The sequence below is a fragment of the Phreatobacter sp. genome, assembly GCF_022843985.1.
GTDB lineage: Bacteria > Pseudomonadota > Alphaproteobacteria > Rhizobiales > Phreatobacteraceae > Phreatobacter.
The window spans coordinates 88,686-103,372 of the sequence record NZ_JALHMP010000012.1 but is presented as its reverse complement, the minus strand read 5'-3'; the positions used below and the strand labels follow the sequence as shown (position 1 = coordinate 103,372).

The 14,687-nt window shown below is 68.6% G+C and carries 10 protein-coding genes; 6 read left to right on the top strand and 4 right to left on the bottom strand.

Translation table 11 applies throughout. The features are described 5' to 3' along the window. The first annotated feature begins 35 nt into the window (after positions 1-35). The 6 genes from Q0C57_RS10660 to Q0C57_RS10635 all read left to right on the top strand — a co-directional run bounded on the left by Q0C57_RS10660 (position 36) and on the right by Q0C57_RS10635 (position 7,541). Complete coding sequence (locus Q0C57_RS10660; RefSeq protein WP_296576088.1) at positions 36-1,391, top strand: aspartate aminotransferase family protein; 1,356 nt, start codon at positions 36-38, stop codon at positions 1,389-1,391. Continuing rightward, positions 1,391-2,152 carry an SDR family oxidoreductase gene (locus Q0C57_RS10655; protein WP_296576086.1) on the top strand — a complete coding sequence of 254 codons (762 nt, stop codon included), beginning with the start codon at positions 1,391-1,393 and terminating at the stop codon, positions 2,150-2,152. Before Q0C57_RS10660 ends, Q0C57_RS10655 begins: the two co-directional genes overlap by 1 nt. A 214-nt stretch (positions 2,153-2,366) precedes the next feature. Further along, positions 2,367-3,980, top strand: a complete 1,614-nt coding sequence (locus tag Q0C57_RS10650) for an ABC transporter substrate-binding protein (RefSeq protein ID WP_296576084.1) — start codon at positions 2,367-2,369, stop codon at positions 3,978-3,980. A gap of 14 nt (positions 3,981-3,994) precedes the next feature. Next, positions 3,995-5,026 (top strand): ABC transporter permease, encoded by a 1,032-nt coding sequence (locus Q0C57_RS10645; RefSeq protein WP_296576081.1) that lies wholly within the window; start codon positions 3,995-3,997, stop codon positions 5,024-5,026. Next, complete coding sequence (locus Q0C57_RS10640) at positions 5,023-5,868, top strand: ABC transporter permease (RefSeq protein WP_296576080.1); 846 nt, start codon at positions 5,023-5,025, stop codon at positions 5,866-5,868. The genes Q0C57_RS10645 and Q0C57_RS10640 overlap by 4 nt, the downstream gene beginning before the upstream one ends. After that, complete coding sequence (locus Q0C57_RS10635; protein WP_296576077.1) at positions 5,865-7,541, top strand: ABC transporter ATP-binding protein; 1,677 nt, start codon at positions 5,865-5,867, stop codon at positions 7,539-7,541. Before Q0C57_RS10640 ends, Q0C57_RS10635 begins: the two co-directional genes overlap by 4 nt. 166 nt (positions 7,542-7,707) lie before the next feature. Here the strand turns inward: Q0C57_RS10635 and Q0C57_RS10630 are convergent, their stop codons facing one another. The 4 genes from Q0C57_RS10630 to Q0C57_RS10615 all read right to left on the bottom strand — a co-directional run bounded on the left by Q0C57_RS10630 (position 7,708) and on the right by Q0C57_RS10615 (position 14,471). Continuing rightward, the gene (locus Q0C57_RS10630; RefSeq protein WP_296576075.1) at positions 7,708-9,147 is read right to left on the bottom strand and encodes an NAD(P)/FAD-dependent oxidoreductase; all 1,440 of its coding nucleotides are present in this window, start codon (positions 9,145-9,147) and stop codon (positions 7,708-7,710) included. A gap of 97 nt (positions 9,148-9,244) precedes the next feature. Further along, positions 9,245-10,894 carry a long-chain-fatty-acid--CoA ligase gene (locus Q0C57_RS10625; protein WP_296576072.1) on the bottom strand — a complete coding sequence of 550 codons (1,650 nt, stop codon included), beginning with the start codon at positions 10,892-10,894 and terminating at the stop codon, positions 9,245-9,247. Beyond that, a complete protein-coding gene (locus Q0C57_RS10620) occupies positions 10,891-12,471 on the bottom strand; it encodes a hydantoinase B/oxoprolinase family protein (RefSeq protein ID WP_296576069.1) in 1,581 nt (526 codons plus the stop codon). The genes Q0C57_RS10625 and Q0C57_RS10620 overlap by 4 nt, the downstream gene beginning before the upstream one ends. Then, a complete protein-coding gene (locus Q0C57_RS10615; RefSeq protein ID WP_296576066.1) occupies positions 12,468-14,471 on the bottom strand; it encodes a hydantoinase/oxoprolinase family protein in 2,004 nt (667 codons plus the stop codon). Before Q0C57_RS10615 ends, Q0C57_RS10620 begins: the two co-directional genes overlap by 4 nt. Between the last annotated feature and the right edge of the window lie 216 nt (positions 14,472-14,687).

Genomic DNA, 14,687 nt, shown 5'->3' with positions numbered 1-14,687 from the left:
AGCCTCCCCTAGCCTCATCCGTGAAGGAGAGCGCCATGGACGACGTCGGGCATCGCTGGCTCAACCAGCACCGCGTGGGGCAGAGACTGCCGCGCGCCGTCGGCGGCGAAGGCATCCATGTCTTCGACGAACACGGGCGGCGCTTTCTCGATGGCTCGTCCGGACCGGCGCTTTTCTGTCTCGGCCATGGCCATCGCGAGGTGATCGAGGCGATCAAGGCGCAGTACGACACCCTGTCCTTCGGCTATTCCGCCGATTTCACCTCCGACCCGATCGACGCCCTCGCCGACACCATCGTCGACCAGGCGGGCGGCGGCATGAGCCGGGTCTCCTTCGTCTCCGGTGGGTCCGAGGCGACCGAGACCGCCATCAAGATCGCCCTGCAATATCACCTCGCCCGCGGCCATGCCGGCCGCACCCATTTCTTCGCGCGCCGCCAGTCCTGGCACGGCTACACGATGGGCGCCCTGTCGCTCTCCGGCCATCCGGCGCGCCGCCGGCCCTATGTCGGCGCGCTCATGCCGGTAACCCACCTGTCCCCCGCCAATGACTATCGCCCGGCCGACGGCGTCGCGCAGGCCGACCTGGTCGATCACCTCGCCGCCGAGTTCGAGCGCGAGATCCACCGCGTCGGGGCCGAGCGCATCGCCGCCTTCTTCTTCGAGCCGGTGGTGGGCGCCGCCGGTGGCGCCGTCCCCGCTCCAGACGGCTATGCCCGGCGCATGCGCGACATCTGCAGCCGCTACGGCATTCTCATGGTGGCCGACGAGGTCATGTGCGGCGTCGGGCGCTGCGGAACCTGGCGCACCCTTGCCCATGACGGCGTCTCGCCCGACATCATGGTGACCGCCAAGGGCCTCGCGGGAGGCTATGCGCCTCTCGGCGCCGCGCTGATGACCGAGGAGGTCTACCGCACCATTGCCGACACATTCGGCACCATCGCCTCGGTCCATACCTATTCCGGCCATACCGCCGCCTGCGCCGCCGGCCTCGCCGTGCAGAAGGTCATCATCCGCGATGGGCTGGTCGCCAAATGCCGCGACGACGGCATCTATCTGATGGGCGCCCTCGAACAGGCCTTCGGCCAGAACCCGCATGTCGGCGATATCCGCGGCCGCGGCTTCTTCGTCGCCGTCGAACTGGTCAGGGACCGCGAGACGAAGACGCCCTTCGCCAGCCATCTCGGGCTCTACAAGCGTGTGAAGGATGAGGCCTTCGCCCGCGGTCTGCTCTGCTACCCCTCGCCCGGCACGGCGGACGGCCATGCCGGCGACCATGTCATCCTGGCGCCGCCGTATATCATCACCCGTCCGGACATCGACCGCATGGTCGACCTGTTGAAACAGGCCGTGGATGCAGCCCTCGCCAGTGCGGCCGGAGAGGCGGCCTGATGCGCCTCCCGGGAAAGGTCGCGGTCATCACCGGGGGAGGGTCCGGCATCGGCCGGGCGACGGCGCTCGCCTTCGCGCGCGAGGGCGCGCGCCTCGCCCTCGTCGACCGTGACGCGGCCGGCGCCAACGAGACAGCCGGCATGGTGACCGCTCAAGGCGGCGAGGCCATGGTCTGCATCTCCGATGTCGGCGAACCCGGCACCGCCGACCGTGACGCTGCGGCAACCCTCGCCCGTTTCGGCCGCATCGACATCCTCTTCACGGCGGCCGGCTTCTCCGTCGGCGGCACGATCATGACCACCAGCCCCGAGGACTGGGACCGCGTCTTCCGCGCCAATGTCGGCGGCACCTGGCTCTGGGCGCGGGCCGTCGTGCCGGCCATGCGGGCCCAGGGCGGCGGCGCCATCGTCACGACCGCCTCGCAACTGGCGATCGCCGGCGGCGCCGGCAATGCCGCCTATATCGCGGCCAAGGGCGCCATCCTCAGCCTCACCCGCACCATGGCGCTCGATTTCGCGGCCGACCGCATCCGCGTCAACGCCCTCGCCCCCGGCGCCATCGATACACCGATGCTCCGCCGCAGCTTCGGCCGCGCCGTCGATCCCGCCGCCGCGGAAGCCAAGTCCGTGGCGCGCCATCCGCTTGGCCGCCTCGGCCGGCCGGAAGAGATCGCCGAGGCGGCCCTTTACCTTGCCAGCGACGCCGCCGCCTTCACCACCGGCACGACACTCGCCGTTGACGGCGGCTGGCTCGCTGGCTGACGGTGCCTAACCCTTGGGCAGGGCAACCCAGTTGCTGCCCAAGAGAGCAAATGCCGAAGAGGATTTCCGCAGTCGGGCATTTCGGCGAACGCACATTCTTCTCGGCCAGGCCTCGCATGGCCAGCGAACCGCTGCTGGTACGGAGATTGCACTCATCTTGACGAGCCGCCGGGAACCGGATCACCGACTCGCATTTCTTAACGGAGACCGCGTCATGAAGCTGAACCGTCGTCACCTCCTCGCGGGAACGGCCGCTGTCGCCACCGCCCCCTATCTCGGCGGCCGCGCCGAGGCGCAGACCCGCGCCGAGACCCTGCGCTACGTCACCGGCGCCGCGGTCAACACGCTCGACCCGACGATGCCCGGCTCGACACGCGAGGCCTTCGGCGTCAGCGTCAACGTCTATGACCGGCTCGTCTCCTTCGGCCGTAAGCAGCGCGACGGCAACTGGGTCTTCGATATCGATAATATCCGCGGCGAGATCGCCGAGAAGGTCGACATCAGCCCTGACGGCATGACCTTCACCTTCCATATCCGCAAGAACGCCAAGTTCCACGACGGCACCCCGGTGACCGCGGCGGACGTCAAATGGTCCTATGATCGCGCCGTCTCCGCCCGCTCGCTGGCGGCCGCCCAGATCGGCACCGGTTCATGGACCAAGCCCGAGCAGTTCACGATCGTCGACACCCACACGGTTGTCGGCAAGATCGACAAGCCGGACCGCCTCGCCCTGCCGAACCTCTGCACCCTCTACGCGATCGTCTTCAACTCCACCCTGGTGAAGAAGCACGTGACGCCGCAGGACCCCTGGGGCCAGGCCTGGACCAAGGACAACACGGCCGGTTCCGGCGCCTACACCGTCGAGAGCTTCCGACCCGGTGAGCAGGTCATCCTGCGCCGCAACGACGCCTGGACCGGCGGCGTCGACGGCAAGCCTGCTCCGTTCCGGCGCATCATCTGCCAGACCATTCCCGAGGCCGCGACGCGTGCCAGCCTCATCGAGAAGGGCGACGCCGACCTCTCCATCGACCTTCAGCCGAGCGACATCGACACCCTGGTCGCACGCGGCCGCGTCAAGGCGATCTCGACGCCCCAGTTCAACGCCTTCTCGATGATCGCCTTCAACACCAGGATGCCACCCTTCGACAACAAGAAGGTGCGCCAGGCGATCGCCGCCGCCCTGCCCTACGACTCGCTGTTCAAGGCGGGCCTGTTCGAGCGCGGCGCCAAGCTCTATGGCGGCACCTGGTCGGGGACGCCGACAGACGCGTCCTTCCCGCAGCCCATGCCCTACAAGCACGACGTCGCCAAGGCCAAGGCGCTGCTCACGGAAGCCGGCTTTCCCAATGGCTTCGACACGTTCTTCGCCTTCAACCTTGGCTCCGCCGCCTTCGCCGAACCGATCGCTGCGCTGGTGAAGGAAGCCCTTGCCGCCATCAACATCCGCGTCGAGATCCAGAAGCTGCCCGACGCGCAGATCTCGACCATGGTCACCGAGCGCAAGCTGCCTTTCTTCATCGAGACATCGATCGCCTGGCTGCCCTCGACCGACTACTTCTTCCGCACCTTCCTCTATGGTCCGCAGCGCTGGAACTATTCCGGCTGGAACGACCAGCGCATCGCCGACATTGCGGAGAAGGCGCGGTTCGAGACGGACAAGGCGAAATACGACGCGGCCTGCAAGGAAATGATCGCCATCATGGCGGAGGAGACACCGATCGTCATGCTCTGGCAGCCGAACCAGGACGCGGTCATGCCCAAGAACATCGACGGCTATACCTACGGCTATCACCGCCAGGTCGACTTCCGCGACATGAAGCGGATCTGACGAGCCCGCCGGTCATGAGCCTTGCAGCCAGCATCGCCAGGCGCGCGGGACGGAGGGCCCTGTCTTCCGTTCCCGCGCTCTTCGGGGTGATCGTCTTCACCTTCCTGCTGATGCGGGTGCTGCCGGGCGACCCGGCCGTCTTCTTCGCCTCCGGCCCCAATGCCGGACAGGCGGAAATCCAGATGATCCGGGAGCAGATGGGCCTCGACAAGCCCATCCCGCAGCAATTGCTGCTCTATCTGAAGGACATCGCCACCGGCAATCTCGGCCGCTCGATGAATACCGGCCAGCCGGTGGTGACCGACCTGATCAACCGTCTGCCGGCCTCGCTCGAACTCACCTTCACGGCGCTGCTTTTCGCCCTCTCTCTAGCCCTGCCGCTCGGCATCCTCGCCGCGCTCAGGCCCAATTCCCTGATCGACCACGGGGTGAGGTTCCTGTGTTCGCTCGGCGTCTGCGTGCCGACCTTCGTGTCCGGGCTGCTGCTGATCTACGCCTTCTACTACATCCTCGGCATCGCCCCCGACCCGACGGGACGGCTCGACGTCTTCGCGGCTCAGCCACCGGTCGTCTCCGGCTTCATCCTCATCGACGCGGCCCTCGCCGGCGAATGGGAATCCTGGCGCGCCGCGGCGAGCCAGCTCGTCCTGCCGGCGGCGACCATGGCCCTCTTCGTCCTGGCGCCGCTCGCCCGCATGACCCGCGCCGCCATGCTGGCGGTCATGACCAGCGACTTCGTGCGCACGGGCGAAGCCCTCGGCCTGTCGCGGCGGCGTGTCGTCCTGGTCTATGCCTTGCGCAATGCGCTCCTGCCCGTCATCACCATCATGGGCATCGTCTTCTCCACCATGCTGGGCGCCAACGTTCTGGTCGAGAAAGTCTTCTCCTGGCCCGGTGTCGCCTCCTACGCGCTCGACGCCCTGCTGACCTCCGACTATGCGCCGGTGCAGGGCTTCGTCCTGCTGATGGCCTTCATCTTCGTCCTGGTGAACCTCACCATCGACGTGCTCTACGGCCTCGCCGATCCCCGGGTCTCGATTGAATGAGCGCCACGCTCCGCCATACCGGCTACATCCTCAGGGGCAATCCGGTGACGCTCGTCGCCGGCATCGGCGCGGCGCTGCTGGTGCTCATCGCCATCGTCGGGCCCTGGATCGCACCCTACGGCCCGACCGTCTCCAACGTGCCGCAGGCACTGCAGCCGCCGAGCGCCGCCCACTGGTTCGGCACCGACCAGCTCGGCCGCGACGTCTTCTCGCGGGTGCTGGTGGCGACCCGGCTCGACCTCGCCATCGCCGCCTCGGCGGTGAGCATCTCCTTCGTCCTCGGCGCCATGATCGGCGCCTTCTGCGGCTATGCCGGCGGGCGCCTCGACCGCTGGGTCGGCCGCTTCGTCGACGTGCTGATGGCCTTCCCGCTCTTCGTCCTTGCCATGGCGCTGGTGGCGGCGCTCGGCAACCGGGTCGAGAACATCATCTACGCCACCGCCATCATCAACCTGCCCTTCTACATCCGCTTCGCCCGCGCCGAGGTGAATGTCCGCCGCAATTCCGGCTGGGTGGAAGCGGCGCGCGCCTCCGGTAACAGCCATGTACGCGTCGTGCTGCTCTTCCTCCTGCCCAATGTCCTCCCGGCCATGGCGGTGCAGATCTCGCTCAACCTCGGCTGGGCCATCCTGAATGCTGCCGGCCTCTCGTTCCTCGGCCTCGGCGTGCAGGCGCCGACGCCGGAATGGGGCATCATGGTGGCCGAGGGCGCGCGCTTCATCACCACCGGCAAATGGTGGCTTGTCGTGTTCCCCGGCGCCGCCTTGATGGCCGCCGTCCTCTGCTTCAACCTCCTCGGCGACGGCCTGCGCGACATCCTCGATCCGCGGATCCGGACATGACGGAGCCGCTCCTCACCATCGACGACCTCAAGGTCACCTTCTCCACCCGTAACGGCCTGGTAGAGGCGCTGAAGGGCGTCTCCCTCAGCCTCGACGCCGGCGAGACGCTGGGCATTGTCGGTGAATCCGGCTCCGGCAAGTCCGTCACCGCCTTTTCGGTGATGCAGCTCCTCGATCGGGCGGGACGGATCACCAACGGCCGCATCACCTTCCGCGGCCAGGACATCACCCGCGCCTCGCGTTCCATGCTGCAGCCGCTGCGCGGGGCGGCCATGTCGATGATCTTCCAGAACCCGCGGGCAGCCCTGAACCCCATCCGCACGGTTGGTCTGCAGATCGCCGACGTGCTGCGCGCCCATGAGGCGCTGTCGGCGCGGGAGGCCCGCGCCAAGGCACTGAAACTGCTCGAGGCCGTGCTGATCCGCGATCCCGAGGAGCGCCTCGACGCCTATCCGCACGAATTGTCGGGTGGCATGTGCCAGCGCGTCATGATCGCCATGGCGATCGCCTGCGAACCCGCCCTCCTCATCGCCGACGAGCCCACCACCGGATTGGACGTCACGACGCAGAAGACGGTGATGGACCTCCTCGCCGAGATCACCGCCCGCCGCGGCATGGCGATGGTCCTCATCACCCACGACCTCGGCCTCGCCGCGCAATATTGCCAGCGCGTCGCCGTCATGGAACAGGGCCTTGTGGTTGAACAGTCGGTGCCCGCGAGCCTTTTCGGTGCGCCGCGGCACCCCTATACGAAACGCCTCGTCGCCGCCTCGCCGACCCGCCATTCCACCGTCGACAGCCTTGTGGTCGATGCCGGCGAGCCAGCGCCCGCGGCGCCGCGCGTGTCGCTCCGGCGGCCCGCCGAAGCGCTGCTCACCGTCTCGAACCTCGTGAAGACCTTCGACAATGGCTTCCGCGGCGTCGACGACGTCTCCTTCGACCTCGCGCCCGGCGAGAGCCTCGGCCTCGTCGGGGAATCGGGTTCGGGCAAGAGCACCATCTCACGCCTCGTCTGCCGCCTGCTCGATCACTCCGCCGGCACCATCGGCTTCGACGGCGAGGACATCGGCAAGATCTCCTCGCGCGACTTCTACCGGTCGCGATTCCGCAAGGACATCCAGATCGTCTTCCAGGACCACGGCGACAGCCTCAACCCGCGCTTCTCCGCCTTCGACTGCATCGCCGATCCGCTGAAACTTCTGGCCGGCGTCCAGGACAGCCGCGAACTGCGCCGGCAGGTCGAGGATTGCGCCCGCCGCGTGGGCCTACCCGCCGAGTTCCTCGACCGTTTCCCCCACCAGCTCTCCGGGGGCCAGAAGGCCCGGGTTGGCATTGCCCGCGCCATCGCGGCGAAGCCCCGCCTGCTGGTTCTCGACGAGCCGACGGCGGCCCTCGACGTGTCGGTCCAGGCGGTGATCCTGCATCTCCTCGACCGTCTCAGGCGGGAGACGGGCCTCGCCTATCTCTTCGTCAGCCACGATCTCAACGTCGTCCGCATGATGTGCGAGCGCACCATCGTGCTGCAGAAGGGCCAGATCGTCGAGCAGGGACCGAGCGGGGCGCTGTTCACCGATCCGGCGTCCGACTATGCCCGCGAGCTCATCGCGGCCATCCCGCATTTCGATCCGGAAGCGGCCACGGCCCGCCAGAGGGAAGCCGCGACGGCGGGCTGAGCCTCGTCCCTTCGGTGCCCGTCTCACACGGCACTCCCGCAGACCTATGCGTCATGCCCGGGCTTGGCCCGGGCATCCACGAATTCTCATGATGCGGTGGTCAAGTCGTGGATTCCCGGCACGAGGCCGGGCATGACGCGATGAGGTCGGTGATCCACGAAACGGGCTACTCCGCCGCGATACCGAGCCCCGGCACTGTCTCGCGCACCTCCGCCTGTGCCACGTCATAGGCGAGGAAAGTCTCCCAGTTCGCCTCCACATCCGCCGCGAACAGGCCCTTGGTGATCCCGTCAACAAGCCGCGGCACCGCGGTGGTCATGGCGTTGATCGACGAGCCGGAGGGACCGAAGCTCATGGTCGAGGCGATCGAGAAGAGATGGACATTGCCGATCCAGGGCGTGCGCCCCGTCACCTTCTCGGTGAACTGGTAATCCGGCGAGAGATAGGGGAAGGCGGCGAGGCGGTCGCTGCGCTCGTCCTCGGGGGGCAAGTAGCGGTCGCCCCAGGTGGCGATATTGTCGTGGAAGGCGGCCAACTCGGGCTTGGCCGCATAGTCCATGGCGATGCCGGTGCCGCAGATGAGGAAATCGGCGGCGAAGTCACCATGGGGGGTGGTGACGACGGCACGGCCCGCCTCCTCCCGCGCCGCGGTCCAGGGCGCACCCGTATGCAGCAGGAAGTTGGGATGCCGGGCGCAGCGGTCATAGGTCGCCTGCGGGAACCCCTCGCGCAGGCCCATGACGCGGCTCATGAACCGCCAGCGCCAGGAATCGTCGAGATCGGCGAGGTGTTTCATGAAACCGCGGAAGGTGATCCAGCGATAGGGCTGGATCACCTGCGGTTCGAGGCGGCGGCAGAAGAGATGGACCGAGGCCGCGCCGGCTTCGAGCGCCGTCGCCGCATTGTCGAAAGCCGAGGCGCCGGCGCCCAGCACCGCCACGACCTTGCCCTTCAACGCGGCGAAGTCGATCGCATCGGCCGCATGGGCGCGCAGGGACGGCGCCAGAGACGCGACGAAATCCGGCATCCACCAGCGGCCGGTCGAATCCTGCCCCGTCGCCAGCACCACCTTGCGGGCGTAGAGCCTGCGCTCGCCGCCGGGCCCCCGGACCGTCGCGGCGACCAGCTCGCCGGCCTGGGTCAGCGACAGGAGTTCGGTGTCGTTGTCGACGGGGATCTCCGTCACCCGGCGCATGAAGAGGAGGTAGTCGTTCCAGTCCTGGCGCGTGATCAGGTCCAGCGCCCGCCAATGGTCGGCGCCGTAGCGGGCCTCGTGCCAGGACTGGTAGGTGAGGCTCGGAATGTCGAGATCCGGCCCGGTGAAATCCTTGGGGCTGCGCAGGGTCTGCATCCGGGCGAAGGTCACCCAGGGCCCCTCCTCGCCATAGGGGGCCTTGTCGATGACCAGCACATTGTCGACCCGCGACCGTTTCAGGCCGAAGGCAGTGACCACCCCGGACTGCCCCGCCCCGACCACCAGCACGTCGAGCGCCGCCGACCCGTCCGGCGCGACGCGCGGGGTCAGCCACGGCGCCCGGGGATGGGCGATCCGCGCGAGATCGTCGCGGATGCGGGTTTCGAGGGCGGTCAGCGACGGTGAGGTCATGTCGGAATCTCGGGCGGCATGCGAAGGGGTATGGATCGCGCAGGCAAGATGCAGGCCGCATGCTGGTCCCTGCCGGCGGGGCTCGCAAGGCCGGCGATCACCCGGCGCCTGTCGCCCAGGCGGCGTCCTGCAACGACCGCCAGTCGAGCTTGTTGGACGCGGTGCGCGGCAAGGCGTCGACGAATGCGACCAGCCGCGGCACCTTGTAGGCGGCCATCACCTCCCGCGCCCAGGCAATCAGCTCCTCGGCCGTCAGGTCGCACCCCGGCCGGCGGACCACCAGGGCCTTCACCGTCTCGCCGCGATAGGCGTCGGGCGCCGAGACGATGCAGCATTCCTGGACGGCGGGATGGCGGTAGAGCACCGCCTCGACCTCCGAGGGCCAGACCTTGAAGCCGGAAACCGAGATCATCCGTTTCAGGCGGTCGACCATGTGGAAATAGCCCTCGTCGTCGATGCGGGCGAGGTCGCCGGTGCGCAGGAAGCGCCGCCCCGCGAGCGTGACGAAGGCCTCCGCCGTTGCCTCCGGCAGGTTCCAGTAGCCGCGCATCACCTGTGGCCCGGCAATGACGATCTCCCCGGTCTCGCCCTGCGGCAGCACGGCGAGGCTCCCAGGGTCGATAATGCGCGCATGGGTCTCCTGCACCGGCACGCCGAGGCATTGCGGCTTGGGCCGGTCGACGGGGTTGAGATGGCTCGGCGACATGGTCTCGGTCAGGCCATAGCCCTCGACATAGGCGAGGTTCCACCGCCGCTTCAGCTCGGCCGCCACCGCCGCAGGCATGGCCGCGCCGCCGCCGGTGATAGTCTTGAGCCTGGCAAAGGCGGCCTGGTCGAAGCCGTCTGCGGCGAGTGCATCCACCACCATGGTCGGCGCCGCGCTCCACAAGGTCACCCCGTAGCGCTTGAACAGCGGCGCCACGAGGTCCCGGTCCCAGCGGGCCATGACGACCACCGTCGCGCCGCAGGCGGCGCAGCCGTTGAGCGAGAGCTGCATGCCGGCGACATGGAACATCGGCATGAAGCCGGTGAGCACGGTTTCATCGTCGTAGAAGTACCAGCGCGCCTGGACGAAGGCGGTAAAGAGCACGCTGTGGTGGGTGTGCAGGCAGGCCTTCGGCTTGCCCGTCGTGCCGGACGTGTAGGGCATGACGCAGAGATCGTCCGGACGGCTGGTATCGGGCCGTGGCGGCCGCGTCTCCGCCAGCGCCTCGTTCCAGGCGACAAAGCCCGGCTGCAGCCATTCGGGGAGTACGCTCTCGCCGATCACCGGTGGCAGGCGGAACGGGGTATCGGCCGGAATCTCGTCGCCATAGGCCGCGACGATCACATGGGCCAGCGGCGCCGGCACGAGCCCTGAGAACCTGCCGACCAGCTCGGCACCGATCAGCGCGACCCTGGCCCCGCTGTCCTCCGCGAGATAGGCGATTTCCTCCGGCATGGACATCGGATTGACCGGCACCACCACGCCGCCGGCCCGGGCGATGGCCTGGTAGGCAATGATCGCATGCGGCGAATTCTGCATGTCGAGCAGCGCGCGGTCGCCGGGTGCGAGGCCGCAGGCGTGCTGGAGATGGGCCGCGAGCCGCTCCACCCGCGCGAGGAGTTCGGCAAAGCTGATTTCCGCCCCGTAGAAGGCGATGGCCAGCGCCTCCCCCCGCCGCGCCGCGGTGGCCCTGAGCGCCGCGCCGAGGCTCTCGGGCAGCGCGCCGATGGTGCGGGCGACGCCGGCCGGCCAGATGCTCATGCGGCGGAAACCCCGTAGCCGCCGCCACCGCAGCCCTCCAGCGTCACGAGATCGCCGGCCTTGAGCAGCAGATTGGCCTTGCCCGACAGGCGTTCCGTGCGACCGTCGCGTTCCAGCGTGATCGTATAGGGCTTGCCCTCCCCGCCCCCCTTCAGGCCATAGGTCGGCATGACCAAGCGCTCGACGCAGGTGGTGAGCCACAGGCTCGGCGCCAGCACCCGATAGGCGCGGATGACGCCGTCTCCACCCTTGTGCAGGCCTTTCCCGCCGGAATCACGGCGGATCGCCTGTTTCTCGACGCGGATGGCATAGTTCGCCTCGATCATTTCGGCCGGCGTGTTCGAGGTATTGGCGAGATGGACGCGCGTCGCCGGGCAGCCGTCGCGGTCGTGACGGGCGCCCTCGCCGCCGCCATGCACCTCGTAGAGCATGCGCCAGGACTGGTCGGGCATCGGCTCGGCGAAGGCGAGGAGGCCGGACGTCGCCGGCCCCCCGGCCGACAGCCGCTCGGGAATGACCGCCTCCATGGCACGGAAGATGGCGTCAACCACCCGCATGGAGGTTTCGTGGTTGCCGGCGGCAACTGCCGCGTTCCAGCCCGGTTCGAAGATGGATCCCGGCCGGGTGATGATGGTGATGGGCCTGAGCGCGCCGGCATTCTGCTGCATGTCGCGTCCGCTCATGATGCGCGCGGCATAGACCACCGCGGAGCGGGCGATGAAAGGCGTCGTGTTGCAGAAATTGGCGACCCGGTCGGCCGACCCCGAGAGATCGAAGGTCGCCTCGTCGCCGCGGATCTCGATTGTCACGTGAATGCGCGCGGGCTCGCCGTTCGGCCCGCCATCGTCGAGGAAATCCTCGCCCTCATAGGTACCGTCCGGCAGGTCGGCCAGCGCCGCGCGCATCTCCGCCTCCGAGAGATCGTGCAGGCGGCTCATGGTCGCGACGAAGGTCTCGGTGCCATACTGGGCACACATCTCACGGATGCGCCGCTCCGCCGCCGTGGTGGCCGCCAGTTGCGCCATCAGGTCGCCCTCGCAGGAGACGGGGTCGCGGACATTGGCGAGGATCAGCTCGAGCACCGAGCGGTTGAGACCATTGGTGTCGGCGATCGTCAGCGGCGGGATGCGCATCGCCTCCTGGAACGTGTCGAAGGCATTGGCGAGATAGCTGCCCGGCCAGGTGCCGCCGACATCGGGCCAGTGGGCGAGGCTGAGCGCGAAGGCGATGAGGCGGCCCTCGACGAAGACGGGCCGGGCGATCTTGACGTCGTTGAGATGGTTTCCGCCGAGAGCGCCGACATTGTAGATGATCGCGTCGCCCTCCTTCATGCCGGAGGCAGGGCGCACCTTCAGCAGTTCCTTCACCGTATAGGCCATGGCGCCGAGATGGATCGGGATGTCTCGCCCCTGGCCGACCAGCCCACCCTCAGCATCGGTGATGGCGGAGGAAAGGTCTCCCGCCTCGCGCAGCAGCGGCGAGCGGGCCGAGCGGGTCATGACGAGGCTCATCTCCTCGGCCGCGGCCGACAGGCCGTGGCGGATCACCTCGACCACGAAGGGGTCCAGCGCACTCATGACTCGCTCCGGGTAAGGAAGAGATTGCCGAGGTCGTCGGGACGCGCCTGCCAGCCCGGCGGCACGATGACGGTGGACCAGGCATCCTCGATGATGGCGGGGCCGGTGGTGATCCCCGAAACGGTCTCGCGCGGCAGGATGCGCGTCTCGACCGACCCTTCCGGCCCGAAGATGCAGGAGCGGCTGCGGCCCGAGACCTGTGGCCGGCCGACATCGGGACGCGAGAACGGCGTCTCCGAGGGCTTCGTCGCCTTCACCCGCAGCGCCTCGATGACGCAGGCCTCACCGGTCGCATAGCCGAAGAGCTGGTGGTGGCGGGCGTGGAAGTCGGCCTCCAGCCGCGTCGGGTCAAGCGGCACGGCAAAGGCGATGGGGATGGAATCGCTCTGCGCCGCATAGCGCATCAGTGCGACAGGCTCGACGGTGATCTCCTCCGCCGCGATGCCGTTGGCGATGAGGGGATCGCGCGCCTCCGCGACGAGTTCGGCGACCCGCGCCGCGAAGGCCTCGGCCGACAGTCCTTTCAGCGCCATGCGCACGGTGCGCTGCTGCAGGAAGCTGAAATCGGCGGTGAGGCAGCCGAGGGCCGAGAAGGCGCTCGACGCCGCCGGCACGATGATCTCCCGCAGGCCATAGATGTCGGCAAGGCCGGTGGCATGCATCGGCCCGCCGCCGCCGAAGGCGAGCAGCGTGCAGTCGCGCCCGTCGACGCCGCGCTCGACGGTCACCCGCCGCAAGGCCCGCGCCATGGTGGCGTTGGCAACCTTGACGATGCCGAGCGCCGTCTCGGCGAGGCCGAGGCCAAGCCTGTCCGCGATGGGCTGGACGGCGTCGCGCGCCTTGCCGAGGTCGATCCGGATCGTGTCGCCGAGCAGCGCCTCGGGATCGAGATAGCCGAGGATGGCATTGGCGTCTGTGATGGTGGCGCGCGTGCCGCCGCGGCCGTAGCAGGCAGGGCCCGGTACGGCGCCGGCGCTCTTGGGGCCCACCGAGAGGCCGCCCGGCCCCAGATCGACGATGGAACCGCCGCCCGCGCCGATGGAATGGACCGCGAGCATCGGCTGGCGCAGCGGCCGCCCGCCCATCATGCGGGTGTCGGTCATCTCCGCCGCGCCGTCGACGATGAGGCACACGTCGGTGGTGGTGCCGCCCATATCGAAGGTCAGCACGCGCGGGCGCGCGAGGTCGCGGGCGATGCGCGCCGAGGCGGAAACGCCAGCCGCCGGCCCGGACATGGCCATGACCAGCGGACGCCGCTTGACTGCCGGCAAGGGCACCATGGCGCCCGCCGAGTGGAAGACCTGCAGCCCCGCGCCGATCGGCAGCCGCTCCTCCAGTTCGGTCAGATATTCCACCGCGATGGGCATCGCCGCAGCATTGAAGGCCGTCGAGGAGGCCCGTTCATATTCGCGCGCCTCCGGATTGATCTCGTGCGAGACACAGACATGCGGGACGATGCCGGCGAGGTGCTCGGCGAGGCGCTTTTCATGGTCGGGATTGGCATAGGCATGCAGCAGGCAGATGGCGACGCTGGCGACCGCGTTGGCCTTGAGCCAGGTCACCAGCCGTTCGATCTCGCTGTCCGCCAAAGGCGTCAGCACGGCGCCGCTATGGTCGACCCGCTCGACGATGCCGAAGCACAGCGACGGCGGCACCAGCGGCGGCGCCTTCGGCGGAATGTCGAGGCGGTAGAGCTCCTGCCGGCGGTAGCGGGCGATCTCCAGCACGTCCTCGAACCCGGCAGTGGCCACCAGCGCCATCTTCGGCAGGCGCTCCTCGACCAGGGCATTGGTGACGCGCGTGGTGCCATGGACGAAGCGCCTGACGTCGTCGGGTCCGAGACCGACGGCCGTAAGCGCCTCCATCATCGCCTGGACGGGCGCATCGGGGCGGGAGGGAACCTTGGCGATCCGCGTCTCATGGCCACCGCTGCGGACGGCAATGATATCGGTGAACGTGCCGCCGATATCGGTACCGATGTCCCATTCTCTTGCCTGCACGTCGCTTTGCTCCATGACCGGACCGGCCGATCCGGCCTGCAGCATTGAACGGCAAGCAGGCCGGGCGGCGGAAGGTCTGCTTTCGGGCCGAAGGCCTGATGCCGCTGCACGGCTGGGACCGACGCAAGTCCTGAACCAGAGTGGACGAATGCCTGCCATGTCGCTGGCGCGGCTCGGCCACGCCGCCGTGCCGCACTGGTCTAACCCGTTTTGAAC